Annotated in this window: 20 protein-coding genes, 19 tRNA genes and 3 rRNA genes; 39 read left to right on the top strand and 3 right to left on the bottom strand. The window is 34.8% G+C overall.

The annotated features are described in order from the left end of the window. Positions 1-6: 6 nt before the first annotated feature. The 25 genes from WR164_RS05335 (at position 7) to WR164_RS05215 (ending at position 11,203) form a co-directional block, all read left to right on the top strand. Positions 7-1,029: a glycosyltransferase family 4 protein gene (locus WR164_RS05335; protein WP_286136500.1), complete on the top strand. Its 1,023-nt coding sequence runs from the start codon at positions 7-9 to the stop codon at positions 1,027-1,029. 3 nt (positions 1,030-1,032) lie between these two features. Next, positions 1,033-2,052 carry a lysylphosphatidylglycerol synthase transmembrane domain-containing protein gene (locus tag WR164_RS05330; protein ID WP_286136499.1) on the top strand — a complete coding sequence of 340 codons (1,020 nt, stop codon included), beginning with the start codon at positions 1,033-1,035 and terminating at the stop codon, positions 2,050-2,052. Between the two features lie 27 nt (positions 2,053-2,079). Continuing rightward, on the top strand, positions 2,080-4,140 hold the full coding sequence (locus WR164_RS05325; RefSeq protein ID WP_286136498.1) for an LTA synthase family protein: 2,061 nt from the start codon (positions 2,080-2,082) through the stop codon (positions 4,138-4,140). Positions 4,141-4,594: 454 nt separating this feature from the next. Then, a 16S ribosomal RNA gene (locus WR164_RS05320) occupies positions 4,595-6,170 on the top strand. Between the two features lie 230 nt (positions 6,171-6,400). Further along, a 23S ribosomal RNA gene (locus WR164_RS05315) occupies positions 6,401-9,312 on the top strand. Positions 9,313-9,390: 78 nt separating this feature from the next. Then, positions 9,391-9,507 (top strand): 5S ribosomal RNA (gene rrf / locus WR164_RS05310). Together the 16S, 23S and 5S rRNA genes with 19 tRNA genes alongside form the textbook arrangement of a ribosomal RNA operon. A gap of 6 nt (positions 9,508-9,513) precedes the next feature. Continuing rightward, positions 9,514-9,586 (top strand) — tRNA-Val (locus WR164_RS05305). Positions 9,587-9,594: 8 nt separating this feature from the next. Next, a tRNA-Lys gene (locus WR164_RS05300) sits at positions 9,595-9,667 on the top strand. Positions 9,668-9,685: 18 nt separating this feature from the next. Then, a tRNA-Thr gene (locus WR164_RS05295) sits at positions 9,686-9,759 on the top strand. Between the two features lie 4 nt (positions 9,760-9,763). Then, positions 9,764-9,835: transfer RNA gene (locus WR164_RS05290), tRNA-Gly, on the top strand. Between the two features lie 30 nt (positions 9,836-9,865). Further along, positions 9,866-9,951, top strand: a tRNA-Leu gene (locus tag WR164_RS05285). Positions 9,952-9,963: 12 nt separating this feature from the next. Further along, positions 9,964-10,037, top strand: a tRNA-Arg gene (locus tag WR164_RS05280). A gap of 5 nt (positions 10,038-10,042) precedes the next feature. Continuing rightward, positions 10,043-10,116: transfer RNA gene (locus WR164_RS05275), tRNA-Pro, on the top strand. A gap of 24 nt (positions 10,117-10,140) precedes the next feature. Then, positions 10,141-10,214 (top strand) — tRNA-Met (locus tag WR164_RS05270). 10 nt (positions 10,215-10,224) lie between these two features. Further along, a tRNA-Ile gene (locus tag WR164_RS05265) sits at positions 10,225-10,298 on the top strand. A 49-nt stretch (positions 10,299-10,347) separates the two neighbouring features. After that, a tRNA-Ser gene (locus tag WR164_RS05260) sits at positions 10,348-10,435 on the top strand. Between the two features lie 6 nt (positions 10,436-10,441). Continuing rightward, positions 10,442-10,515, top strand: a tRNA-Met gene (locus tag WR164_RS05255). 5 nt (positions 10,516-10,520) lie between these two features. Beyond that, positions 10,521-10,595: transfer RNA gene (locus tag WR164_RS05250), tRNA-Asp, on the top strand. Positions 10,596-10,610: 15 nt separating this feature from the next. Beyond that, positions 10,611-10,683, top strand: a tRNA-Phe gene (locus WR164_RS05245). A gap of 20 nt (positions 10,684-10,703) precedes the next feature. Beyond that, positions 10,704-10,774: transfer RNA gene (locus WR164_RS05240), tRNA-Gly, on the top strand. Positions 10,775-10,786: 12 nt separating this feature from the next. Then, positions 10,787-10,860: transfer RNA gene (locus WR164_RS05235), tRNA-Ile, on the top strand. A gap of 4 nt (positions 10,861-10,864) precedes the next feature. Continuing rightward, a tRNA-Ser gene (locus WR164_RS05230) sits at positions 10,865-10,952 on the top strand. Between the two features lie 6 nt (positions 10,953-10,958). Beyond that, positions 10,959-11,031, top strand: a tRNA-Glu gene (locus WR164_RS05225). 18 nt (positions 11,032-11,049) lie between these two features. Continuing rightward, a tRNA-Met gene (locus WR164_RS05220) sits at positions 11,050-11,123 on the top strand. 5 nt (positions 11,124-11,128) lie between these two features. After that, positions 11,129-11,203 (top strand) — tRNA-Asp (locus WR164_RS05215). Positions 11,204-11,243: 40 nt separating this feature from the next. On the opposite strand, the gene WR164_RS05210 is transcribed toward WR164_RS05215, so the two are convergent. Further along, a complete protein-coding gene (locus tag WR164_RS05210) occupies positions 11,244-11,729 on the bottom strand; it encodes a hypothetical protein (protein WP_286136497.1) in 486 nt (161 codons plus the stop codon). A gap of 78 nt (positions 11,730-11,807) precedes the next feature. On the opposite strand from WR164_RS05210, the gene WR164_RS05205 reads away from it, so the two are divergent. The 3 genes from WR164_RS05205 to WR164_RS05195 all read left to right on the top strand — a co-directional run bounded on the left by WR164_RS05205 (position 11,808) and on the right by WR164_RS05195 (position 14,434). Continuing rightward, complete coding sequence (locus tag WR164_RS05205; protein ID WP_286136496.1) at positions 11,808-12,548, top strand: MBL fold metallo-hydrolase; 741 nt, start codon at positions 11,808-11,810, stop codon at positions 12,546-12,548. Positions 12,549-12,608: 60 nt separating this feature from the next. Beyond that, positions 12,609-13,274, top strand: a complete 666-nt coding sequence (locus WR164_RS05200) for an adaptor protein MecA (RefSeq protein ID WP_286136495.1) — start codon at positions 12,609-12,611, stop codon at positions 13,272-13,274. Between the two features lie 71 nt (positions 13,275-13,345). Further along, entirely contained in the window at positions 13,346-14,434 is a 1,089-nt protein-coding gene (locus WR164_RS05195; RefSeq protein WP_286136494.1) for a competence protein CoiA, read from the top strand. 33 nt (positions 14,435-14,467) lie between these two features. On the opposite strand, the gene WR164_RS05190 is transcribed toward WR164_RS05195, so the two are convergent. Next, positions 14,468-15,082, bottom strand: a complete 615-nt coding sequence (locus tag WR164_RS05190) for a DsbA family protein (protein WP_286136492.1) — start codon at positions 15,080-15,082, stop codon at positions 14,468-14,470. Positions 15,083-15,280: 198 nt separating this feature from the next. Here WR164_RS05190 and WR164_RS05185 point away from each other — a divergent pair, with 198 nt between their 5' ends. The 4 genes from WR164_RS05185 to WR164_RS05170 are packed head-to-tail and all read left to right on the top strand — an operon-like array spanning position 15,281 to position 18,152. After that, complete coding sequence (locus WR164_RS05185) at positions 15,281-15,904, top strand: GTP pyrophosphokinase (RefSeq protein WP_286136491.1); 624 nt, start codon at positions 15,281-15,283, stop codon at positions 15,902-15,904. Positions 15,905-15,916: 12 nt separating this feature from the next. After that, complete coding sequence (locus WR164_RS05180; RefSeq protein ID WP_286136490.1) at positions 15,917-16,723, top strand: NAD kinase; 807 nt, start codon at positions 15,917-15,919, stop codon at positions 16,721-16,723. Continuing rightward, positions 16,720-17,604, top strand: a complete 885-nt coding sequence (locus tag WR164_RS05175) for an RluA family pseudouridine synthase (RefSeq protein ID WP_286136489.1) — start codon at positions 16,720-16,722, stop codon at positions 17,602-17,604. The genes WR164_RS05180 and WR164_RS05175 overlap by 4 nt, the downstream gene beginning before the upstream one ends. A 23-nt stretch (positions 17,605-17,627) precedes the next feature. After that, on the top strand, positions 17,628-18,152 hold the full coding sequence (locus WR164_RS05170) for a tRNA (cytidine(34)-2'-O)-methyltransferase (protein ID WP_286136488.1): 525 nt from the start codon (positions 17,628-17,630) through the stop codon (positions 18,150-18,152). Between the two features lie 63 nt (positions 18,153-18,215). On the opposite strand, the gene WR164_RS05165 is transcribed toward WR164_RS05170, so the two are convergent. Then, positions 18,216-18,326, bottom strand: coding sequence for a DUF4044 domain-containing protein (locus WR164_RS05165; RefSeq protein ID WP_286136487.1), 111 nt, complete (start codon positions 18,324-18,326; stop codon positions 18,216-18,218). A gap of 82 nt (positions 18,327-18,408) precedes the next feature. On the opposite strand from WR164_RS05165, the gene WR164_RS05160 reads away from it, so the two are divergent. The 7 genes from WR164_RS05160 (at position 18,409) to murG (ending at position 25,868) form a co-directional block, all read left to right on the top strand. Further along, entirely contained in the window at positions 18,409-18,786 is a 378-nt protein-coding gene (locus WR164_RS05160) for a DUF3397 family protein (RefSeq protein WP_286136486.1), read from the top strand. A 131-nt stretch (positions 18,787-18,917) separates the two neighbouring features. Continuing rightward, positions 18,918-19,862: a 16S rRNA (cytosine(1402)-N(4))-methyltransferase RsmH gene (gene rsmH / locus WR164_RS05155; RefSeq protein WP_286136485.1), complete on the top strand. Its 945-nt coding sequence runs from the start codon at positions 18,918-18,920 to the stop codon at positions 19,860-19,862. Between the two features lie 21 nt (positions 19,863-19,883). Beyond that, on the top strand, positions 19,884-20,294 hold the full coding sequence (locus WR164_RS05150) for a hypothetical protein (RefSeq protein ID WP_286136484.1): 411 nt from the start codon (positions 19,884-19,886) through the stop codon (positions 20,292-20,294). Then, on the top strand, positions 20,279-22,384 hold the full coding sequence (locus tag WR164_RS05145; RefSeq protein WP_286136483.1) for a penicillin-binding transpeptidase domain-containing protein: 2,106 nt from the start codon (positions 20,279-20,281) through the stop codon (positions 22,382-22,384). The genes WR164_RS05150 and WR164_RS05145 overlap by 16 nt, the downstream gene beginning before the upstream one ends. Before the next feature lie 21 nt (positions 22,385-22,405). Further along, positions 22,406-23,359, top strand: a complete 954-nt coding sequence (gene mraY / locus WR164_RS05140) for a phospho-N-acetylmuramoyl-pentapeptide-transferase (protein ID WP_286136482.1) — start codon at positions 22,406-22,408, stop codon at positions 23,357-23,359. Between the two features lie 33 nt (positions 23,360-23,392). Further along, entirely contained in the window at positions 23,393-24,772 is a 1,380-nt protein-coding gene (murD, locus tag WR164_RS05135; protein WP_286136481.1) for a UDP-N-acetylmuramoyl-L-alanine--D-glutamate ligase, read from the top strand. A gap of 1 nt (position 24,773) precedes the next feature. Beyond that, positions 24,774-25,868 carry an undecaprenyldiphospho-muramoylpentapeptide beta-N-acetylglucosaminyltransferase gene (gene murG / locus WR164_RS05130; RefSeq protein ID WP_286136480.1) on the top strand — a complete coding sequence of 365 codons (1,095 nt, stop codon included), beginning with the start codon at positions 24,774-24,776 and terminating at the stop codon, positions 25,866-25,868. Positions 25,869-25,885: the final 17 nt, after the last annotated feature.

The raw sequence follows: 25,885 nt of genomic DNA, 5'->3' as shown, positions 1-25,885 counted from the left end.
TTATTCTTGTTAAGAATTGACATGTTTTCAACGGCGGATAAGGTAAAAGGGCAAGGAGTCGGTAGTGCTTATGATGAACTGATTGGAATGTTAAAAGAACATTTTCCAAAAGATTTTCAAATTGAAATTAATCAGTATAATACTTCTGATATTAGTCATTATCACACAATTAATTTGCCATTTTATTTTTCAACGTTTTCTAAAAAACGCGGGGTGAAAATTGGTTATGTTCATTTTTTACCAGAAACATTAGATGATAGTTTAAAACTACCATTTTTATTTAAAATTATTTTTTACAAATACGTCATTGCCTTTTATAAACGGATGGATCATATTGTGGTTGTAAATCCAACGTTTATTCCTAAATTAGAAACCTATGGAATTCCAAAGAGAAAAATTACATATATTCCTAATTTTGTAAGTAAAAAGGAATTTTATCCGTCAAGCGTTGAAGAAAAGAAACTTTTGCGGGAAGAATATGGATATTCACCAAATGATTTTATCGTGCTTGGAACTGGTCAAATTCAGACAAGAAAGGGAATTCTTGATTTTACCAGGTTAGCTAAAGCTAATCCCCAAATAAAGTTTATCTGGGCAGGCGGATTTTCATTTGGTCAAATTACTGATGGTTATAAACAATTGAAACGGATTGTGGATCATCCACCAAAGAATTTATATTTTCCTGGAATTGTTGAACGAAGTAAACTAATTGATTTCTATAATTTAGCAAGCTTGTTTTTATTACCATCTTTTAATGAACTATTTCCGATGTCAGTTTTAGAAGCATTTTCATGCGGAACACCAGTTTTACTTCGTGATTTAGATTTATATAAACAAATTATTGGTGGTTACTATGCTTCATTCGATGATTTTTATGGCTTAAATCGTCAAGTGAAAATTTTAGAAGATCAACCTGATTATTTAAAAAAGCTTAGTAAATTAGCCTTAGAGGCTTCTCAATATTATTCAGAAGATCATTTAGCTAAAATTTGGCACTCATTTTATATCGCGCAAGCTGGAAAGGAATAAACAATGTCAAAACGTAACGTGATTTCATTGATAGTAATGTTGTGCATTGGTATTTATATTTTTGGATATTCTATTCATGATATTAATTTGGGTGTTTTAAAACATGAATTTTTTGCGATTAATTGGTGGTGGATGCTGGTTGCACTTGCTTGCATTTTACTTTACTTTGGTTTAGAAGCGGTTGTTACTAAAATTTTGGTTGATCGCGATGGTGTCAAAAATTTTTCCTTTCGGGATGCAATTAGGGTTCCATTAGTTGAACAGCTTTTTAATGGAATTACACCATTTTCTTCTGGCGGACAGCCCGGCCAATTGATTGTCATGATTAGGAGTGGTGTTGATGGCGGGCGTGCTAGCTCCGTTCTTTTAATGAAATTTGTCGTTTTTCAAGGCACAATTGTAATTAATTTTTTAATTAGTTTAATCATTGGATTTCATTACATTGCTGAAAAGATGAGTTATTTATCATTATTTGTCATCTTTGGATTTATTATTCATTTATTTGTTATTAGTGCTTTATTATTGATTATGTATTGGTATTCGTTCACTAGAAAATTAGTTTTAACGATTATTGCTCCGTTAAAATTATTTTTGAAACCGAAGCACTATGCTTCAATTCAAGCTACTCTTGATGAAAAAATTACGACATTTCATAATGAGAGTGTTAAATTAGCTAGAAAATGGCGCTTAATTTTAAAAATCTTTTTAGTGACTTTCTTGCAACTATTTTTTTATTATTTAATTCCATATTTTATTATGCTATCTTTAGGTATATATAACGCAAATATTATCATGGTAATCAGTTTGCACGTTTTAATTTTCATGATCATTTCACTTTTCCCAATTCCAGGTGGTTCTGGTGGGGCCGAATATAGTTTTGAAATGTTATTCAAAAGCTATATGTCGAATAATAGTGAATTGGTGTTAGCAATGATTTTATGGCGATTCTTAACTTATTATCTTGGAATCTTCTTAGGAATAATTGCTTTCATGATGAAATCTGATAAAATTAAAAAACGTTAAATAAAAATTGTTTTGGAGGCTATTTAAATGTCTAATCATAAAAGCAGAATTAGAAATTTTTTAAACACTAAATTTGGCTTTTTTCTTTTAGTGTTATTTCTGTTTTGGATGAAAACTTATTATATTTATCGGACTGACTTTACGCTAGGGGTAAAAGGAAGTGTCCAACAATTTCTTCTATTTGTTAATCCATTACCGGCTGGCCTTTTGCTTTTAGGGATTGCTTTATACTTTAGAGGCAGGTTATCATACTGGTTAATGATTTTGATCGATGCATTAGATTCAATTTGGATTTTTGCTAATATTTTATATTATCGTGAATTTTCTGATTTCCTATCAATGAGTATCATTAAAGGATCAGGTGATGTTCAGAATAATCTTGGTAAAAGTTTAGCTCAAATTATTCATCCAACTGATTTTATTGCATTTCTGGATGTAATTATTTTGATTTTACTATTTGTTTTTAGAATTGTTAAAATTGATCATCGCCCGTTTAAAATTAGGAATGCATTTGTTATCAGCGCCTTATCTTTTATTCTAATGTTTGCTGAATTTGGGATGGCTAATGCAAATCGTTCTGGTTTATTAACGAGAACGTTTGATAATAATTATATTGTTAAATATTTGGGCTTGAACGAATATGCTGCATTTGATGCTTATCAAACCCAAAAGGAAAGTGCCACCCGTTCTGAAGCAAAGCCGAAGGATATTCAAAATGTTTTAAAATATATTAATGCTAATCGATCAAAACCTAATATTCAATATTATGGTAAGGCTAAGGGTAAAAATGTTTTTATCATTCATTTAGAAAGCTTTCAACAATTTTTGATTGATTATAAAGTTGACGGAAAAGAAGTTACACCTAATTTAAATCGTTTTTACCATAATCAACACACAATTTCATTTGATAACTTTTACCATCAAGTTGCCCAAGGAAAAACATCTGATGCTGAAATGATGCTAGAAAATTCACTGTTTGGATTACAGCAAGGCTCCGCAATGGAAACCTATGGAACACAAAATACTTATCAAGCTGCTCCAGCTATGTTAGATCAACACGGCTATACAACCGCCGCATTTCACGGGGATGTTCCTAGTTTTTGGAATCGTGATAATACCTATAAGTCATGGGGCTATCAATATTTCTTTGATTCTAATTATTATAAGATTAAACCATCTTATAATGTTGGTTATGGTTTAAAGGATAAAATTTTCTTAAGGGATACTGCCCAGTACCTTCAAAGATTACCACAGCCATTTTATGCTAAATTTATTACATTAACTAATCATTATCCTTATGAAATTGGTAAAGAGGATAGTAACTTCCCAGCAACTAAAACTGGTGATAATACAGTTGATCCATATGTAAAAACCGCTAATTATTTAGACCAAGCTTTTGGTGAATTCATGAACTATTTGAATAAGAGTGGATTATCCAAGAATAGTATGATTGTTTTATATGGTGATCATTATGGAATTTCAAATAATCATCGACCAGCAATTGCACAATTATTGCATAAAAAGAATATTGATAGTTATGATCTAGCACAATTTCAGAAAGTTCCGTTTATGATTCATTATAATCATGCTAAAGGTGGAATTAATCATACTTATGGAGGAGAAATTGATGTTCTTCCAACAATTATGCATTTGCTTGGGATGAAAGACAACAATACTGTTCAATTTGGAAATGATTTATTGTCCAAACATCGAAATCAAATTGTTCCGTTTAGGAATGGTGATTTTGTTTCTCCTGAGTATATTGTAATGGGAAGCAATGTTTATCTAACGAAGAATGGTAAACAAATTACGCCGAATGCACAGCAAAAGAAGCAAATTGATTCAATGCAAAGTCATGTTTATAAAGAACTTTCCATGTCTGATCATGTTATTTTAGGGGATCTTTTACGATTCTATACTCCAAAAGGCTTTAAGAAGGTAAATAAGAAAGACTATAATTATAAATATAATTATGGGATGGCAAGTTTAAACAAGCTTGATCAAGAAAATCACTCTAGTTTAGAGGCAAAGAATCATAATAGATCTACTTTAGGTTTGTATAAAACTAATGCTCCAGAATTAAAATAAATAATAAATGATAAGCAAAATTGTTTAATTTTGCTTATTTTTTTACATAATTTTTAAAAATAGGTTGACTAATTTTAAAATGCTTGATATGATTATACACGTTGTCATTTAGAGATGACATATCAGCTTAACTTTTATTTCTATTAATTAAATGTTGCTATTTAATAATGGTTATGCTATTATAATAAATGCTGCTTACGAGTTAAGCAATGTTTCAATAATTAATTAATCAAATTAGTTGTTGACATATTGATTACCAAGTGATATGATAATTAATGTTGCGTTGCAGAGATGCAATGCTAACAAGTAGGTCTTTGAAAACTGAACAAGATATTTAAACAACCTAAGATGTGTAAGGTGTTTTATATTTATATAAAACAAACAAACTTATGCGAACGAAGTTAATTCGTTCTTAATTATTTTAAGAAGAGCTTTGTATTAAACTTTTCATTTTTAAAATGAGAGTTTGATCCTGGCTCAGGACGAACGCTGGCGGCATGCCTAATACATGCAAGTCGAACGAGGTTTCCTTAATGATAGTTGGTGCTTGCATCAATTTGACTTAAGATCTAACCGAGTGGCGAACTGGTGAGTAACACGTGGGTAACCTGCCCTGAAGTAGGGGATAACATTTGGAAACAGATGCTAATACCGTATAACAACATAAACCACATGGTTTATGTTTGAAAGATGGCTCTGCTATCGCTTTTGGATGGACCCGCGGCGTATTAGCTAGTTGGTGAGATAATGGCTCACCAAGGCGATGATACGTAGCCGACCTGAGAGGGTAATCGGCCACATTGGAACTGAGACACGGTCCAGACTCCTACGGGAGGCAGCAGTAGGGAATCTTTCACAATGGACGAAAGTCTGATGAAGCAATGCCGCGTGAGTGATGAAGGGTTTCGGCTCGTAAAGCTCTGTTGTTAGAGAAGAACAGGTGTAAGAGTAACTGTTTACATCTCGACGGTATCTAACCAGAAAGTCACGGCTAACTACGTGCCAGCAGCCGCGGTAATACGTAGGTGGCAAGCGTTGTCCGGATTTATTGGGCGTAAAGTGAGCGCAGGCGGTTTTTTAAGTCTAATGTGAAAGCCTTCGGCTTAACCGAAGAAGTGCATTGGAAACTAAAAAACTTGAGTGCAGAAAAGGATAGTGGAACTCCATGTGTAGCGGTGAAATGCGTAGATATATGGAAGAACACCAGTGGCGAAGGCGGCTATCTGGTCTGTTACTGACGTTGAGGCTCGAAAGCATGGGTAGCGAACAGGATTAGATACCCTGGTAGTCCATGCCGTAAACGATGAATGCTAGGTGTTAGAGGATTTCCGTCCTTTAGTGCCGCAGCTAACGCATTAAGCATTCCGCCTGGGGAGTACGACCGCAAGGTTGAAACTCAAAGGAATTGACGGGGGCCCGCACAAGTGGTGGAGCATGTGGTTTAATTCGATGCTACGCGAAGAACCTTACCAGGTCTTGACATCTTTCTGCTAGCCTAAGAGATTAGGTGTTCCCTTCGGGGACAGATTGACAGGTGGTGCATGGTTGTCGTCAGCTCGTGTCGTGAGATGTTGGGTTAAGTCCCGCAACGAGCGCAACCCTTATTATCAGTTGCCAGCATTTAGTTGGGCACTCTGGTGAGACTGCCGGTGATAAACCGGAGGAAGGCGGGGATGACGTCTAATCATCATGCCCCTTACGACCTGGGCTACACACGTGCTACAATGGACAGTACAAAGAGTTGCAAAACCGCGAGGTCAAGCAAATCCCATAAAGCTGTTCTCAGTTCGGATTGCAGGCTGCAACTCGCCTGCATGAAGTTGGAATCACTAGTAATCGTGGATCAGAATGCCACGGTGAATACGTTCTCAGGCCTTGTACATACCGCCCGTCACACCATGAGAGTTTGTAACACCCAAAGCCGGTGATGTAACCCTTCGGGGAACTAGCCGTCTAAGGTGGGACAGATGATTAGGGTGAAGTCGTAACAAGGTAGCCGTAGGAGAACCTGCGGCTGGATCACCTCCTTTCTAAGGATTTAATTCGGAAACTTACACATGTTGTGCAAATGTCTTGTTTAGTTTTGAGAGGCTTACGCTTCTCTGCTTTGTTCTTTGAAAACTAGATAATATTAATTTCTATTGAATTGATAATTTATATAATTATTCAATTTCAACCGAGAACACCGTGTTATTTTGAGTTCAATAAATATATTTTCGTAATTACTCAATTAACCAAAAGTGCCACGTAGTGGCAATTAGGTTAAGTTATGAAGGGCGCATGGTGGATGCCTTGGCACTAGAAGCCGATGAAGGACGTGACTAACAGCGATATGCTTCGGAGAGCTGTACGTAAGCTTTGATCCGGAGATTTCCGAATGAGGAAACTCAATAGCTTTAACGAGTTATTATTGATTAAACTTAGTTTAATCAAAGGTAAACGTGGGGAACTGAAACATCTCAGTACCCGCAGGAAAATAAAGAAATTTCGATTCCCTTAGTAGCGGCGAGCGAACGGGGAACAGCCCAAACCAACGAGCTTGCTCGTTGGGGTTGTAGGACTGAACATTTGAGTTACCAAAGATTTTAATAACTGAAAAACCTGGAAAGGTTTGCCAAAGTGGGTGACAGCCCCGTAAGTGAAATTAAAATCCCTCAGTTCAGGATCCTGAGTACGGCGATACACGTGAAACATCGTCGGAATCCGGGAGGACCATCTCCCAAGGCTAAATACTAACTAGTGACCGATAGTGAACCAGTACCGTGAGGGAAAGGTGAAAAGCACCCCGGAAGGGGAGTGAAATAGTTCTTGAAACCATGTGCCTACAAGCAGTTAGAGCCCGTTAACGGGTGATAGCGTGCCTCTTGCAGAATGAACCGGCGAGTTATGATTACATGCAAGGTTAAGATGATAAGTCGGAGCCGCAGCGAAAGCGAGTCTGAAACGGGCGTTTCAGTATGTAATGATAGACCCGAAACCAGGTGATCTACCCATGTCCAGGATGAAAGTGCGGTAAAACGCACCGGAGGTCCGAACTTGTGTACGTTGAAAAGTGCTAAGATGAGATGTGGGTAGCGGTGAAATTCCAAACGAACTTGGAGATAGCTGGTTCTCTCCGAAATAGCTTTAGGGTTAGCCTTGGAGTTGAGAATCATGGAGGTAGAGCGACTGTTTAGACGAGGGGCTCATCTTGAGTTACTAAGTTTAGATAAACTCCGAAGCCCATTGATTTATATCCAGGAGTCAGACGATGAGTGATAAGATCCACCGTCGAAAGGGAAACAGCCCAGACCACCAATTAAGGTCCCTAAATACATGCTAAGTGGAAAAGGAAGTGGAGTTGCATAGACAACTAGGATGTTGGCTCAGAAGCAGCCATCATTTAAAGAGTGCGTAATAGCTCACTAGTCGAGTGATTTTGCGCCGAAAATTTACCGGGGCTAAGCATGTTACCGAGATTGTGGACGTGACTTCGTCACGTGATAGGAGAGCGTTCTAAGTGCATTGAAGCAGGATCGTAAGAACTTGTGGAGTGCTTAGAAGTGAGAATGCCGGTATGAGTAGCGAAAAACCAGTGAGAATCTGGTTCACCGAATGACTAAGGTTTCCTGGGGAAGGCTCGTCCTCCCAGGGTTAGTCGGGACCTAAGCCCAGGCCGAAAGGCGTAGGCGATGGATAACAGGTTGAGATTCCTGTACTAGTTAGTTGTGCTTGAACGATGGAAGGACATAGGAGGCTAAGTTATGCATGCCGTTGGATGTGCATGTTCAAACTGTAAGTCAGGTCATGAGTCAAATGCTTATGACCGGGTTGACAAGCAGTGATGAGGACTGAAGTTTAGTAAGGAAGTAACTGACGTCACACTATCGAGAAAAGTTTCTAGTGAGCAACTAATTACCCGTACCACAAACCGACACAGGTAGTCGAGGAGAGTATCCTAAGGTGAGCGAGTGAACCCTCGTTAAGGAACTCGGCAAAATGACCCCGTAACTTCGGGAGAAGGGGTGCTGCACGCAAGTGCAGCCGCAGTGAAAAGGCTCAGGCGACTGTTTATTAAAAACACAGGTTTTTGCAAAATCGTAAGATGAAGTATAAGGGCTGACACCTGCCCGGTGCTGGAAGGTTAAATGGATGAGTTAGCTTCGGCGAAGCTCAGAAATGAAGCCCCAGTAAACGGCGGCCGTAACTATAACGGTCCTAAGGTAGCGAAATTCCTTGTCGGGTAAGTTCCGACCCGCACGAAAGGTGTAACGATCTGAGCGCTGTCTCAACGAGGGACTCGGTGAAATTGAGATACCTGTGAAGAAGCAGGTTACCCGCGACAGGACGGAAAGACCCCATGGAGCTTTACTGTAGCTTGATATTGGGTGTTGACATGACTTGTACAGGATAGGTAGGAGCCGTAGAAACCGGAACGTTAGTTTCGGTGGAGGCGTTGTTGGGATACTACCCTTGTTGTGTGGACACTCTAACCCGCGCCACTAATCGTGGCGGGAGACAGTGTCAGGTTGGCAGTTTGACTGGGGCGGTCGCCTCCTAAATTGTAACGGAGGCGCTCAAAGGTTCCCTCAGAATGGTTGGAAATCATTCATTGAGTGTAAAGGCATAAGGGAGCTTGACTGTGAGACATACAAGTCGAACAGGGACAAAAGTCGGACTTAGTGATCCGGTGGTTCCGTATGGAAGGGCCATCGCTCAACGGATAAAAGCTACCCTGGGGATAACAGGCTTATCTCCCCCAAGAGTTCATATCGACGGGGAGGTTTGGCACCTCGATGTCGGCTCATCGCATCCTGGGGCTGTAGTTGGTCCCAAGGGTTGGGCTGTTCGCCCATTAAAGCGGTACGCGAGCTGGGTTTAGAACGTCGTGAGACAGTTCGGTCCCTATCCGTCGCGGGCGCAGGAAATTTGAGAGGATCTATCCTTAGTACGAGAGGACCGGGATGGACATACCGCTGGTGTATCAGTTGTGCCGCCAGGCGCACTGCTGAGTAGCTATGTATGGATAAGATAAACGCTGAAAGCATCTAAGTGTGAAACTTACCTCAAGATGAGATTTCCCATTTCTTCGGAAAGTAAGATCCCTGAAAGATGATCAGGTAGATAGGCTAGAAGTGGCAGTGCAGTGATGCATGAAGCGGACTAGTACTAATCGATCGAGGACTTAACCACAAAAGGTGATAACGGTTGAAGTTAGGAATTAATATTAGCTAGTTTTGAGAGAACGAAGTTCTCTGAACAATTAAATAGTGTGGTGGCGATAGCTAGAAGGATACACCTGTAACCATGCCGAACACAGTAGTTAAGCTTCTAAACGCCAAAAATAGTTGGGGGATCGCCCCTTGCGAAGATAGGACGTTGCCACACTTATATGGAGGATTAGCTCAGCTGGGAGAGCATCTGCCTTACAAGCAGGAGGTCACAGGTTCGAGCCCTGTATCCTCCATTTAAATTGAGCCGTTAGCTCAGTTGGTAGAGCATCTGACTTTTAATCAGAGGGTCGGCGGTTCGAACCCGCCACGGCTCATTATCATTATAATATTATGCCGACTTAGCTCAGTTGGCTAGAGCACCTGTCTTGTAAACAGGGGGTCGGAAGTTCGAGTCTTCTAGTCGGCATTTTGCGGAAGTAGTTCAGTGGTAGAACATCACCTTGCCATGGTGGGGGTCGCGAGTTCGAATCTCGTCTTCCGCTTATCACAAATAATATAATGATATATATTTTGCCGGGGTGGCGGAATTGGCAGACGCACGGGACTTAAAATCCCGCGGTTAGTGATAACCGTATCGGTTCGAGCCCGATCCTCGGCATATTAATTTTTTGCACCCATAGCGCAACTGGATAGAGTGTCTGACTACGAATCAGAAGGTTGTAGGTTCGAGCCCTACTGGGTGCATTTAACGGGAAGTAGCTCAGCTTGGTAGAGCGCCTGGTTTGGGACCAGGAGGTCGCAGGTTCGAATCCTGTCTTCCCGATTAATGGAAATGTTTTCATTATATCGCGGTGTAGCTCAGCAGGCTAGAGCGTCCGGTTCATACCCGGGAGGTCGTGGGTTCGATTCCCTCCGCCGCGATAAGGGTCTTGGACCTTTAGCTCAGTTGGTTAGAGCAGACGGCCCATAACCGTCAGGTCGTAGGTTCGAGTCCTACAAGGTCCATCGATGGACATAGTCGGCCTTTATTGTTATAATACTATATGTGTTTTATGGAGGATTACTCAAGTGGCTGAAGAGGACGGTCCTGAAAACCGTTAGGCGGGTCAAACCGCGCGAGGGTTCGAATCCCTCATCCTCCTTATTATCGCGGGGTAGAGCAGTTTGGTAGCTCGTCGGGCTCATAACCCGGAGGTCGTTGGTTCAAATCCATCCCCCGCAATTAATGGTCCGTTGGTCCAGTTGGTTTAAGACGCCTGCCTGTCACGCAGGAGGTCGCGGGTTCGAGTCTCGCACGGACCGTCTAATGTAATATATGGCTCGGTAGCTCAGTTGGTAGAGCAACGGATTGAAGCTTCGTGTGTCGGCAGTTCGATTCTGTCCCGAGCCATTAAATAAAAATATTTTTATGCGGGTATAGTTTAGTGGTAAAACCACAGCCTTCCAAGCTGTTGTCGCGAGTCCGATTCTCGTTACCCGCTTTTATATTTTATGGGCCTATAGCTCAGTTGGTCAGAGCGCACGCCTGATAAGCGTGAGGTCGATGGTTCGAGTCCAGCTAGGCCCATTATGGAGAAGTACTCAAGTGGCTGAAGAGGTGCCCCTGCTAAGGGTATAGGTCGTTTATTCGGCGCGAGGGTTCGAATCCCTCCTTCTCCGTTATATGACCCGTTAGTCAAGCGGTTTAAGACACTGCCCTTTCACGGCAGTAACATGGGTTCGAATCCCGTACGGGTCATTAAATATTATACATTATCGCGGGGTAGAGCAGTTTGGTAGCTCGTCGGGCTCATAACCCGGAGGTCGTTGGTTCAAATCCATCCCCCGCAATTAATGGTCCGTTGGTCCAGTTGGTTTAAGACGCCTGCCTGTCACGCAGGAGGTCGCGGGTTCGAGCCTCGCACGGACCGTAATTAAAGTTCCGAAATTTTTTCGGAACTTTTTTATTTATCATAAATTTAATGCAATATAATTTTTTTGATAAAAATAATTATTGCTTTTATCATAGCGATTAATGTCTAAATAAGGATCATTTTTTTCAGATTTCTTATAATTATTATAGGAATTCCAAATATTTAAAATAGTTACTTTAAAAGAATTATCAGCGGATCTTAAGTTATAAATTCCCATAAATCCATTTTGAAAATGGTGATGATGTAAATTTATGAACTGTGAATCAAATTGTTTTAAATCATCCTCATTTAAAATCATACTCGTTACACTAATAAAGGGCTTAGAGTGATTTTTAATAATTGAATCATTAACTATAAATTTAATTGGATTTTTAAAAATTGGTTTTAAATTAGAAAAATCCATTATCATAATGTTATCATCTTGACCAGTTGATGAAAAAGTAAATAATTTCCTTTCTGGATGTTTTTTAATGATTTGTTTAACAATATACTTGCTACCAAATGTGATATTAATTTGTTTCATGCTTTTCACCTCTTAAATTAATTATATTTGAAATTAGACTTAAATGCATTGATAATGAATATAAATGGAGTGATAATTTTGAAATTAACAGTATTAGGATATTATGGTGGTTTTCCATTCAATGGAATTGGAACCAGCGGTTATTTAATCCAAAGTCATGATTATAATTTGTTAATGGATTGTGGTAGTGGAATTTTATTAAATCTTGAAAAGCAATTAGATCCGTTAAAATTAAATGCAGTCATTTTATCTCATTATCATCATGATCATACTGCTGATGTGGGTGTTTTACAGTACTATTGGCAATTACATCCTAAGAATAGAAGGGAACCGGTATTACCAATTTATGGTAATACTGAAGATCCGCTTAATTTTGGTGGATTAACTTGGATGCATTCTACTAAGGGATATGGATATAATGAATTTAGTGTTTTGCATTTAGGTCCGTTTAAAATTACATTTAAAAAGACCCATCATCCAGTTCCTGCATTTGCAATGAGAATTGAGGAATTATCTACCCATAAAATATTGGTATTTACATCTGATACTAATTATTTTGATGGGTTAATTGATTTCGCTAAAAATGCCGATTTATTGTTAACAGATACTAATTTCTATTCTAATAAAACCGGTCAGAAATGGCACATGACCTCTACTGAATCCGGCTTTCTAGCTAAAAGATCTAATTGCAAACATTTATTAATTTCACATTTGCCTCAATTTGGCAATTTAAAACAATTACTTTCTGAAACTAAAGAAAGTGCTGGCAGTCACGTTAATGTTGAAATTGCGACATTGAACAAAAAGGTAAATATTTGATAATTGATTCATTGTCATTTAACATTACTAATTAGTATATTTGAAAGGGTGTGCTTACTTATGGAAATTAGAAGAATTAATGACGATACCATTAAAGTATTAGTAAGCAATAGCGACCTAAGTGAGCGTGGCATCACTGTACTAGATTTATTGGGAAAACGCGATCAAATTAAAGATTTCTTTTATGATATTTTGAAAGAAGTAGATACAAAGCATCAATTTATTGATGATAAATCAGTTGTATTTCAAGTTCTACCAAACAAAAATGGATTAGAATTAATTATCACTAAGGGTGATAAAGGCAGCCATGATGCAATTAAAAATACGGATGAACTTATGCAAGATCAAAATAATTTAGATGATGATAAGAATATTGATTTAGATAATCATCATTGGGATTCAGAAGGAACTTCTGATCATTATGATTCATCTACCCAACAATACGTAATTAAATTGGATCATTTTGAAGATTTTATATCCATTTCAAAAGTATTGAAAATTAATAATGGAACTTCTGATCTTTATAAATACAAGGGTAAATATTATTTGCACTTAACTTTCTTTCTTAATGTTGATGGAACTTCTAGTGATGATATTAAAGATAAATTAGCATTTGCATATGAATATGGTGATCATACCAATGTTACCTCTGATATTCTATTAGAATATGGTAAACGAATCATGGATACAAGTGCTTTAGAGCTTACTAGGTACTATTTTAGATAAAAATAATAACAAAGGCGGATGAATTAAATCTCATCTGCCTTTTTTTCGTAATTATTTTAGGGTGATTAGAATTGCTGATTGCAGTTGATCGAAATCATAACTTAATCAATGCTGAATTTGCTCATAAGAAAAATTTATATTTTTGTCCATCATGTCAAAATAAAGTTATTTTGAAAAAAGGATCTAAAAAAATGGCTCATTTTGCGCATGATCAAAATAATTGCTGCCATTCTTTTAGTGAAGGGGAAACAAATGAACATTTATTGGGTAAACAACAAATTCACGATTTCTTGATCAACGGAGGTTTAAAAAATATTAAATTAGAATCTTATTTACCAACGATTCGTCAACGACCTGATATTTTGTGCTCAAAGATAGCATTTGAATTTCAATGTAGCCCAATTTCTAGCCAACGTTTAAAACAAAGGATATCTGGTTATCATCAATTAGGGATGACGTCATTTTGGATTCTAGGGTCACCATATTTAAACCGTCATTTATCATTAAAACAAATGATTCAGTTTATAAAATATTCCAAAAATTTTGGATTTTACATTATGTATTGGTCAACTACCCGGTGTGGTTTAGAAATTCACTATCAAATTACTGAACAAAGTGGTAAATTTAATTTTAGAAAAATAATCTTATATAATTACAAGCAATTTAAATTATTTTGGAATAGTAATCACATAAAAAGTCCTCACTGCCATCCTTCAGATATATTAAAACAAATTAAACAAATTCAAATAAAATTAATGCACCATGATTTAAAGACGATACAATTTCAAATGATTTGTTATCAAAACGGTCATTCAATGGTAACTTGTCCTTTTATTTGCCATTATCCATTGGCTGAAATGCCAATTTTAGGGCATCAAATTTTAAAATGGCATATTTTAATTATTTTAAATTTAGATTCAGGTATACCATTAAAGGAACTTTATCAAAAAACATTTGAAAAATTGGATGCAAAAAATGATTGGATTATGATTAAAAATGTTGAAATAATGTATAAATCAATATTTATTCATTTTATAAAATTATTAATTTGTTTTCATTATATTAAGATCAAACATTACCGATTATTTCAATTAAAGGAATTTAAATGGTATTTAGACTATTTTGATAAAACAAGCCAAATAAAAAATCACTTCAATTAAAAGAAGTGATTTTTTATTTGACTTAAAAATAATTTAAATACAATGAAAATTTCTTCTAAAATCTTCTGGGTGCTTATAAAACGAATGTTTACCATTCTTCGAACACACACTTAATAAATATTGATAATTGATTTCGTCAATCAAAATGCCACAATCTGATGAATCACAATTAAAAATAACCGCTGAAGAAGGCTTTTGAATTTTCATTTCATTTGTTAGTTCCTGATCATATTTAAAAGCGTTTTTTGCTAATGATGACTGTCGATCATCCTTGAACATTTTTAAATCTAATTTTGATTTTTTAGCAATTGATAGTACTAATCTATCACTATAAGGTCGGTTTTGATTTAAAATACTGTCCTGCAATGTCATTAGAAAATTACGACCGCATTTTTTGCCTTGAAATGAAGCAGCTTTATAGTCTAAAACCAAATCGTAATGAATTTTATAGCTTTGATTAACCGAGATATCTAAATCCATTTGATTTTCTAATTCCTTAATATTTTCATGAATAATGCTAACATTTAACATTGGTACGAATCGAAATGAAAATTTACATTGTAATGTATCTGCCAATTTTAAAACGGTTTTTTCAGATTGAATGCATTGCTGGCATAATGGATTAACAAATAAATATGCTTCAAGCAAAATGCTTCCCCCTGTTTTAATTAACCATAAAGTGTCTAAACGTCTTATAACTTAAATATAGAATACCAAATCCGACTTAAAATACAATTATTTTGCTTATGTTAATTTGCATTTTTATTAAAAATGTTGTAATATTCTTTTTCTTTAATATCCGAATAGGTTATAATACGAGAGTGTTGTTTTTAGGAGATGATATGAATGGAACGAAACTGGAAATCTTTTTTACAACCGTATCAGCAAGCAGTTAACGAGTTAAAAATCAAATTAAGGGGAATTAGATCCCAATATTTAAATTTACAACAACAATCACCAATTGAATTTGTAATTGGTAGGGTAAAAACTATTCCAAGCATTAAAGAAAAAATGAAACGGCGTTATATTTCAGATGATCGTCTTTCACAAGATATGGAAGATATTGCTGGATTAAGAATTATATGTCCATTTATCGAAGACATTTATAAAGTTGTTAATATTCTAAGAAAACGTGATGATTTAGAAGCAGTTGAAGAACGTGATTATGTTAAAAATAATAAAACTAGTGGATACCGTTCCTATCACATGATTTTTCATTATTCCGTTCCAATGATTACTGGACAAAAAAAGATTTTAGTTGAAATTCAAATTAGAACTTTAGCAATGAATTTCTGGGCAACGGTTGAACATTCATTGCATTATAAATATGATGGTATATTTCCTGATTATCTAGAAAAGAAACTTCAAAAATCTGCTGATTTAGCATATCAATTAGACCAAAATATGTCTAACATTAGAGCTAAACTGCGTCAGACAAAACAGCCGCAAAATAAATCAATTGATAATTAGGAAGATGATAAGATGAGAGTAGCAATTTTTAGTAACATGGTTGGCGCTTCTAGTGACGTTACCGTTCAATTGCGTAAAAAAATCGATGCATCAAAAAAATTAACTTTTGATGGATTAAATCCTGAAATTGTCATTTCAGTTGGCGGGGATGGAACATTATTATCTGCTTTTCATCATTTTAATGATGCAATCGATCATATTCGTTTTGTTGGCATTCATACTGGTCACTTAGGATTTTATACTGATTGGCGTGACTATGAAGTTGATCAGTTAATTAAAAGTTTAGAAATGGATAATCGACAAAGTGTTAGTTATCCATTATTAAAAATCAAAATTCATTATGCTGATGGTGGTAGTTCGGATCAAATTTTAGCTTTAAATGAATCGGCATTAAAACGAGTTAGTACAACGATGGTAACCGATGTTTATATTAAAGACGTTTTCTTTGAAAAATTTAGAGGGGATGGACTCTGTATATCGACACCAACCGGTTCGACTGCCTATAACAAAGCTGTTGGTGGTGCAATTATTGATCCACGCTTGAATGCAATGCAAATTTCTGAAATTGCTTCAATTAATAATCGTGTTTTCAGAACAATGGGATCACCGATTATTATTCCACCGGAAGAATGGGTAACATTAATTCCTGATGACATTTATCATAATATTTTGACTTGTGACCAGCTTTTAATTAAAGATCGACCAATTCGTTCAATTTCCTATCAAATATCTAAACACCGTATTTATTTTGCTAAATATCGTCATTCTCATTTTTGGAATCGGGTCAGTAATTCATTCATTGGTGTGAATAAAAAATGATCAAATTTTCTTTTAGATACAAAGGATACGATCAAAAGCGACTAAGGAATTTTTTGTTTTCAAAATTAATAAGCAAATCACTATTGAAACAAATTAAATTTCATGGAGGTAGGCTAATGGTAAATCGTGAACCACAGTTTCCCTCATATTTTATTCATCATAATGATTTGATTAGTGTTTATTTACCAAAAGAAAATCCTAATCGTAATTTAATTGCTTCACATCAATCAATTAACGTTATTTTTGAAAATAATAATTTTTTAGTTGTCAATAAGCCACCTTATTTGCATTCAATGCCATCTGCTCAGGATGATAATGATTCGTTGATTAATCGGGTTAAGGGGTACTTAATTGATCATCATTTAAGTTGTAAAACCCATATTGTGACCAGACTAGATGGTGATACAAGTGGAATTGTAATATTTGCTAAACATCACTATGCTCATTCAATTTTAGATTATGAATTAAAACATCACCAATTAAAGAAATATTATATTGCGGTCGTATGTGGTCATTTTAGTAGCAATCATTATGAAATTGATTTACCCATTGAAAGGGATCAAAATTCATATATTAAGCGGAAAATTGATTCAAACGGAAAATTTTCAAAAACTGAATTTTGGGTACTAAGACAAAATTTATCAATGGCAGTCATTAAAGTTTGTTTACACACGGGTAGAACTCATCAAATTAGAGTGCACCTAAGCGCAATTGGTCATCCATTAGTTGGTGATTGGTTGTATAATCCTAGTGATAAACATTTAAGACGTCAGGGACTACATTGTTTTGAAGTTAAATTTAATGATCCGCTTACAAATCAATTTATTCAATGTCATTCTAATTTACCATTTGATATTCAATGCTTAATTAATAAAATTTAATATTTAAGAGAGGAATTTTTTAGTTGACCAATCACATTGTATTATTTGAACCATTAATGCCATCAAACACTGGTAACATAGCAAGAACATGTGCTGGAACGGATACTGTTTTAGATTTAATTAAACCACTTGGTTTTTCAGTCGATGATAAGCATTTAAAAAGAGCCGGATTAGATTATTGGAATAAAGTTAATATTCACTATCATGATAATTTACCTGCTTTTATGAAATCGATGAAGCCAAAATCTAAACTATTTTTAGTATCTAAATTTGCTGAAAAAGATTACACTGAAAATAATTATAGTAATCATATCGATGGCGACTATTACTTCATGTTTGGAAAGGAAACAACTGGATTGCCAGAACCATTTATGAGAAAGAATCAAGAAAAGGCAATTCGAATTCCACAAGATGATACACATATTAGAGCTCTGAACCTATCTAATTCGTGTGCAATCGTTATTTTTGAAGTCTTGCGTCAGCAAAATTTTAATGATTTGGAGCGTGTTCATCGTTATCCTCATGATAAATTAAAGGATAAATTTTAAATAAAAAATCCTATTATCATAATGATAATAGGATTTTTTATTTAAAGATGAACTGATTTTGTTTTATTGGAATGCTGCAGCAGCCCCTAAGACAACTGATAAAATACTTAAAATAACCATCATCCAAATGAAAAAGTACGTTATTTTTTGAAAGGTGCTCTTTTTCTTTTTCAAAGTATCACCACCTTAAACTTAATTATATGTATTTAACAACTATTATATTATTACATAGTAAATTTTTAAAAGAAAGTAGGTCATGAAATTGTTTCATTTCTTTAACTTATTATTAGCAGTCTGTATTCAAATTATAATAATTATTATATTATCAATTCTAAAAAAAATAATTTCTAAAAAGTCAAAATTTATTTATTCAATTCGTTTAATGGATCTTCTTCCACCATTTTTATTATATTTTATTTATAGATTAACATTGAATGTCCATGGTTATTCAATTATGCCATACATTGTTATAGTTTGGATGCTGATTGGGATTGGTTTAACCATTTATGAGGGTTATTTCCAAAAAGACATTAATTTAAAATTGTTTTATAAAATATTTTGGCGAATTGGGGATATTTTATTATCGGTTTCATGGCTTTTTAGTATCATTTGGGCAATGGTTACTAAAATTTAAAAATAAATATTAAATTTTTGCTTATAAAATTATTAACGGTGTGGCTTGAAACCAATGTTCGTGGTAAAATTGAAGATAATTATAATATATTGAATTATAACTATAAAATTGTTAATTGAGGAGCTTTAATATTGATTAATTATCATCATCAAACGGTTTTATTAAATGAGGCTGTTGATGGTTTAAACGTCAAACCTAATGGCATTTATGTAGATTGTACATTGGGCGGAGGCGGTCATAGTGCTAATATCTTGAAACGACTTGATCATGGTCATTTATTTGCTTTCGATCAAGATGAGTTAGCAATTGATTATAACCGTGATCATTTAAAACAGTATTTGAAATCATCTAAATTAAGTTTTATTCATGATAATTTTAGAAATATTAAACAGGATTTAAATCAAGCTCAAATTGATCATGTTGATGGAATTATCTATGATTTAGGAGTTTCTTCACCACAATTTGATGATGGTAGCAGGGGATTTAGTTATCAATTAAATGCCCGGTTAGATATGCGCATGAATCAGGAACAAAAACTTGATGCATGGATAATCGTTAATACTTGGAGTTATCAACAGTTAATTAAAATTTTCTTCAGGTATGGGCAGGAACGCTTTTCTAAACCAATTGCTAGAAGAATTGAACGTGATCGTAAAAACAACTCAATTGATACCACTGGTGATTTGGTTAAAATAATTAAAGAAAGTATTCCGGCTGCGGCACGTCGTCATGGGGGACACCCGGCTAAAAAAGTTTTTCAAGCAATTAGGATTGCAGTTAATGATGAATTAGGTTCACTAGAAGAATCAATTGAACAATCATTATCAATGCTAAAACCTGGCGGTCGGATTAGTGTAATTACATTTCAATCATTAGAAGACCGTTTAATTAAAACAATGTTTAAAGAAGTAAGTACAATTAAGGATGTTCCACATGGATTACCCGTGATTCCCGATAGCATGAAGCCTAGTTTTAAAATGGTTAATAAAAAGCCGATTGTACCTAATCAAAAGGAAATGGCTGGTAACCACCGTTCTCATAGTGCTAAGTTGAGAATCATTCAAAAAATAAAATGATTGTAGGAAGAAGTTTGTTGTATGTCACAAAATAATTTGGTTCGTCAAAATGAAATATCGACAAATCATAAATTAAATCGTGAAAAGCATGAAAATACATTTGATCAGCATGCTAATAAAAATAAATCAGATGTAAGTTTATGGACGATGAAATTCTCTAATTTTGAAAAAACAGTCGTTGCTGTTTCTGTAGTTATTATTCTAGGATTAGTAATTGCACAATTAGGGGTTAAAAATAGTATTAATGGTGAACAACAACATTTGCAGTCATTTACTAACCGCGTTGCTAATTTAAAAAACTCTAACAGTAATTTACAACAAGAAATAAGTGAATTACAAAATAGTGGCAGGTTAAACAAAATTGCACATAAGGCTGGTTTGTCTTTAAGAAATAATAACGTTAGGAATGTTAATAAATGGGTCCAAAAGTAAATCGTAAAATTGTCGGCGAAGGTTTATTTTTTATTTTTGCTATTATTTTTATAGTTATGATTGGGCGTTTTTTCTATATTTCAACGTTTAAAACCGTAAAAGGCGTCAGCTTAACTAAGATGACAAGGTCATTATATACGCAAACGAATGTTATTAAAGCTCAACGGGGTAATATTTATGATGCTAGTGGACAGCCATTAGCTGAAAATACTAGTAACTATTCAATTTATGTTGTCCTAAACAAACAACAACATGGCCTTGATGGGCAGCCCTTGTATATGACTAATAAAAATAAAATTGCTCATGTTTTATCTAATAACATCTCGATTTCATATCGAAATGCCTTACATATTTTATCACCCCAGAATAAAGATACCTTTCAAGTTGAATTTGGAAATGCTGGTAAGAATTTATCTTTAACCACTAAGCAAAAAATTGAATCGTATCACTTAAACGGTGTCCATTTTACAAAACAAGATGCCCGTTTATATCCTAATGGCGTTTTTGCTTCCAATCTAATTGGATTAGTAACACCTGAAACTGGAAAGAATGGGTTGACTAATTTAGTTGGCGAAATGGGCCTTGAACGTGAATTTAATCAGGAATTATCTGGTAAAAATGGTTTTCATCAAACTGATAAAAATAATTCAGCTCTTGATAAAACAACGCCTGCTAAGAATGGTGATAATGTTTATACAACTTTAGATTATAGGTTACAAACACTATTAGAAAATCAAATGGCAACTGTTAATAATGAGGCACATCCATCTAATATGAATGCCGTTTTAATGAATGCTAAAACTGGCAAAATTCTAGCAGCATCACAGCGTCCTACATTTAATGCGATGACTGGTAAGGGAATTGGTAGTATTTGGCGAAATACGATTGTACAGGATCTATATGAACCTGGTTCGACCATGAAGATTTTTACGATGGCTGCTTCCATTAATAGTGGTCACTATAATGGAAATGATATTTATCAATCTGGTCGTTATTCTGTTGATGGTAAGATTATTCCTGATTGGGATCCCAATGGTTGGGGTAAAATCACTTATAATAAGGGTTTTGCGTTATCTAGTAATGTTGCAATGGCTCATTTAGAGCAACAGATGTCTGCAAGTACTTGGATGAGTTATATTAAAAAATTTCAATTCCTGCAAAGTACTAATTCAGGAATTGATAATGAACCCTTAGGTAACGTTCAATTCACATATCCAATTGAGCAAGCTAATACTGCTTTTGGACAGGGAATTCAAGTTACCGTTATGCAAATGATGAGGGCACTTAGTGCGGTTGCTAATAATGGTAAAATGCTTAAACCACGTTTTGTATCTAAAATTGTGAATTCGAATACCCATCAGGTGATTAAAAACTATCCAAAAGAAGTTGTTGGAACCCCAATCAGCGCCAATACTGCTTCTGAGGTTAGAAAACACATGGAAGATGTGGTTTATAAACCCTATGGAATTGGTTCTGATTATAAAATGACTGGATACAAAGTTGCCGCTAAAACTGGAACAGCTCAAACGAGCGGTAGCGCTGGGTATGAATCGGGAAATGATAGTTATCTTTATTCCGTTGCAGGAATGGTTCCAGCTAATAATCCGAAGTATGTTATGTATATTACAATGAAAAAACCAGTTTTACCTGGTAATAAAACGGCTACCCAATTAATGGCTGAAATATTTAAACCAGTGATGAGAAGAGCATTACAAGAAAACAGTAATTATATTAGTAATTATGAATTAAATACTCCTAATGTTATTTCTGATCAAAAAAACAAAGCAGTTAATCAACTGAATCACTTAGGATTCAAATCGATTGTAATTGGAAAGGGACAGATTATAACTAAACAATCGATTAATGCTAAGTCTAAAGTAAAAAATGGCAGTCGAATTATTTTAATGACAAATGGGGTTTCAACCGTTCCTAATTTTAATGGTTGGAATGAACAAAGTATAAAATCGTATCAAAAAATAAGTAATACTAACATCAAGGTTATTGGTCACGGTTCTGCTTATCAACAGAGTGTCGAACCAAATAAATCAATTTTAGATAATCAACAAATTGTTATAAAATTAAAATCATAAATTAAGTAAGGATGGTAAAAGATGAATTGGTTATTTCCTTTAATTTGCACTTTTTTAATCACGGTAATTTTCATGCCCTTTTTAATTCGTTATTTTAGATCAAAACATGAAGGTCAAACAATTAGAGCAGAGGGTCCTAAATGGCATAAAAAAAAGAATGGTACCCCAACAATGGGTGGGTTTTTATTTATTGTTGCGATTGTAATTTCATGTGTTTTATATGGACTGATGGTTCATAAATTGAATGCAATGTTAATGATTCTATTATTTGTTTTAATCCTTTATGGGTTATTAGGAATGTGGGATGACAGCATTAAAATTTTTGAAAGCCGTAACCTTGGTCTAAGGGCCTGGCAGAAATTGTTGGGTCAAATCGTTGGTGGAATTATTTTTTCAATTGTCTACACCCATTACTTTCCACTTGCTTTAAGAATCCCAGGATATGGTGATGTATCATTAGGATTCTTTTATATTTTGTTTATGATTTTTTGGATTACTGGTTTTTCAAATGCCGTTAATTTAGCCGATGGTTTAGATGGATTAGTTAGTGGATTAGCATTTATTTCATTTTTAACTTATGGCATTATAGCAATGTATCAACATCAAACGGATGTTTTGATTTTTTGTGCCGCAGTTGTTGGTGGGATGCTTGCATTCTTTATTTATAATCATAAACCAGCTCAAATTTTTATGGGTGACATGGGATCACTTGCACTTGGTGGTTCATTAGCTGCTGTTTCGATTTTATTGCATCATGAATTATCGTTGCTTTGGATTGGATTAGTCTTTGTAATTGAAACGTTAAGTGTCATTATTCAAGTTACATCATTTAAGCTAACTGGAAAACGGGTATTTAAAATGACACCAATTCATCATCACTTTGAACTGATGGGATGGAGCGAATGGAAAATTGATATTGTTTTCTGGTGTGTCGCTCTCTTTACGTCAATTACAGCATTAATGGTAATTCTTTAAATCTAAAAATTAATTTTGAAGAGGTAATTTAAAATGGAGCATATTACAACATATCAAAATAAAGATATTTTAATTTTAGGAGCTGGAAAAAGTGGTACCAATGCAGCTCTTCTTTTGAAAAAATTAGGTGCACATGTAGTTGTAAGTGATTCAAAACCAGCCGATAAAATGGCTGGAATTGATAAGTTATTAGCTAATAACATCAAGGTTATTAGTGGTAAACAATCTCCTGAATTGTTAAATCATCATTATGATTTAATGGTTAAGAATCCTGGTATCACATATGATAATCCAGTCGTAAAACGTGCTGTAAATATGAAGATGCCCATTATTGTTGAAATTGAAATTGCAAGTGAAATTACTAATTCTGAATTAATTGGTGTTACTGGAAGCAATGGGAAGACCACAACTGTAACAATGATTACCAAAATGATGAATCAAGAAAGACAATCTGGAAAGGCATACGCTGCTGGTAATATTGGAATTGATGCTTCTAAAGTAGCAGAAAAATCAACCCCTAAAGATACAATTGTAATGGAAATATCTAGTTTTATGTTATTGGGAATCACTTCTCTTCATCCACATATTTCAGTTATTACAAACATTTATTCTAATCATTTGGATTATCATAAGACGCGTGCTAACTATGTTCATGCTAAAATGCAAATTACAAAAAACCAAAATGCTAATGATTATTTTGTGATTAATTTTGATTCTAAAGAATGGCGTGATCTTAGCAAGCAATCTAAAGCTAAGGTGATTCCATTCTCTAGAAAAGACGTTAATGAGAATGGTGCATATGAACGTAATGGCAAACTTTACTTTAAAGATGAATATATTATGGACGCGAAGGACATCAGGGTTCCTGGTGATCAAAATATAGAAAATGCTTTGGCAGCAATTGCTGTTGCTAAAATTGAAGGAAAATCAAATCAAGCAATTGTGCATGTTTTAACAACTTTTGGTGGAGTTAGGCATCGTTGCCAATACGTTTTAACTTCTGATGGTCGGGAATTTTATAATGATTCAAAAGCAACTGATATTGAAGCTACTCAGATGGCATTACGTGGTTTTCACCAACCTATTGTTCTTCTTGCTGGTGGTTTGGATCGTGGATACAAATTTGATAAACTAGTTCCAGATTTAAAGAAACATGTTAAGGCAATCGTATTATTTGGTGAAACGGCCCATCTATTGGAAGATGCTGCTAAAAAAGCCGGAATTTCTAATATTAAATTAGTTGATAATATTGACCAGGCTGTTCCAGTAGCTTATAAATATAGCGATTCAGGTGATGTGATTTTACTATCTCCTGCTAATGCTAGTTGGGACCAATTCCCAACATTCGAAGTCCGAGGGGATCGTTTCATTAGCAATGTTGAAAAATTAACTGGAAAGCAGGAGGAAGATTAAAGTGAGATTAATTATTTCTGGTGGCGGTACTGGTGGCCATATTTATCCAGCACTTGCTTTAATTAAAGAATTAAAGAAACAAGAACCAGATTCAGAAGTATTATATGTTGGTTCAACACGTGGAATTGAAAAAAATATTGTTCCAAAGCTAGGTATTAAATTTAAGGAACTTAGAATTCAAGGATTTAAGCGTTCCTTGTCATTGGATAATTTTAAAACGGTTTATTTATTTCTAAAAAGCGTTCATGAATCTAAAAAAATTATTAAACAATTTCATCCTGATATAGTAATTGGAACCGGTGGATATGTTTCAGGAGCGGTTGTTTATGCTGCATCTCGTTTACATATTCCAACTTTGATCCATGAACAGAATAGTGTTGTTGGATTAACTAATCGCTTTTTAAGTCATTATGTTAATAAAATTGCAATTGCTTTTCACATGGCTGCTGATCAATTTCCATCTGGAAAAGTTGTTTTTACAGGTAATCCAAGGGCCCAACAAGTTGCTAATTTAAAAAGTAACTTTAAATGGAGCCAATATGATTTAAAAGATGATGTTCCAACAGCATTGATTGTCGGTGGAAGTCAGGGAGCATTAAAATTAAATCAATCAACGGTTGAAGCAATCAAAAAATTTAACCAGCGAAAATATCAACTGGTATTTGTTACAGGTCCTAAACGTTATGATGATGTTAAAAGAAAATTATCTGGAATTGATATTAATTCTAATGTTGTCATTAAGCCATATATTTCTAATATGCCATTGATTCTACCTAAAACTGATGTCATTATTGGAAGAGCTGGAGCTACTAGTTTAGCGGAAATTACGGCAATTGGAATTCCGTCAATTTTAATTCCAAGTCCTTACGTTACTGCCGATCATCAAACTAAAAATGCAATGAGTTTAGTTAAAAATAATGCGGCAATAATTGTTAAAGAATCAGATTTAAATGCCGATAGTTTAATTAAACCGATTGATGAATTAATGGCTAATTCCAATGAACGTCATCAAATGGCAACTAATTCTAGAAAAATGGGTGTCCAAGATGCGGCAACCCGTTTATATCATGTTATGAAGCAATTAACTGGAAAATAATTTTAACTTAAAGTGAG

Source organism: Philodulcilactobacillus myokonensis (genome assembly GCF_027923585.1).
Taxonomy (GTDB): Bacteria; Bacillota; Bacilli; order Lactobacillales; family Lactobacillaceae; genus Philodulcilactobacillus; species Philodulcilactobacillus myokonensis.
The sequence above is the reverse complement of the archived record's forward strand: the minus strand, read 5'-3'. Positions and strand labels throughout refer to the sequence as shown.

Excerpts from the sequence above, each read along its gene's own strand:
- WR164_RS05330 (WP_286136499.1), top strand. The coding sequence starts at position 1,033 with ATGTCAAAACGTAACGTGATTTCATTGATAGTAATGTTGTGCATTGGT.
- WR164_RS05325 (WP_286136498.1), top strand. The coding sequence starts at position 2,080 with ATGTCTAATCATAAAAGCAGAATTAGAAATTTTTTAAACACTAAATTT.
- WR164_RS05210 (WP_286136497.1), bottom strand. The coding sequence starts at position 11,729 with ATGAAACAAATTAATATCACATTTGGTAGCAAGTATATTGTTAAACAA.
- WR164_RS05200 (WP_286136495.1), top strand. The coding sequence starts at position 12,609 with ATGGAAATTAGAAGAATTAATGACGATACCATTAAAGTATTAGTAAGC.
- WR164_RS05185 (WP_286136491.1), top strand. The coding sequence starts at position 15,281 with ATGGAACGAAACTGGAAATCTTTTTTACAACCGTATCAGCAAGCAGTT.
- WR164_RS05180 (WP_286136490.1), top strand. The coding sequence starts at position 15,917 with ATGAGAGTAGCAATTTTTAGTAACATGGTTGGCGCTTCTAGTGACGTT.
- WR164_RS05175 (WP_286136489.1), top strand. The coding sequence starts at position 16,720 with ATGATCAAATTTTCTTTTAGATACAAAGGATACGATCAAAAGCGACTA.
- WR164_RS05160 (WP_286136486.1), top strand. The coding sequence starts at position 18,409 with ATGAAATTGTTTCATTTCTTTAACTTATTATTAGCAGTCTGTATTCAA.
- WR164_RS05150 (WP_286136484.1), top strand. The coding sequence starts at position 19,884 with ATGTCACAAAATAATTTGGTTCGTCAAAATGAAATATCGACAAATCAT.
- WR164_RS05145 (WP_286136483.1), top strand. The coding sequence starts at position 20,279 with ATGGGTCCAAAAGTAAATCGTAAAATTGTCGGCGAAGGTTTATTTTTT.
- mraY (WP_286136482.1), top strand. The coding sequence starts at position 22,406 with ATGAATTGGTTATTTCCTTTAATTTGCACTTTTTTAATCACGGTAATT.
- murD (WP_286136481.1), top strand. The coding sequence starts at position 23,393 with ATGGAGCATATTACAACATATCAAAATAAAGATATTTTAATTTTAGGA.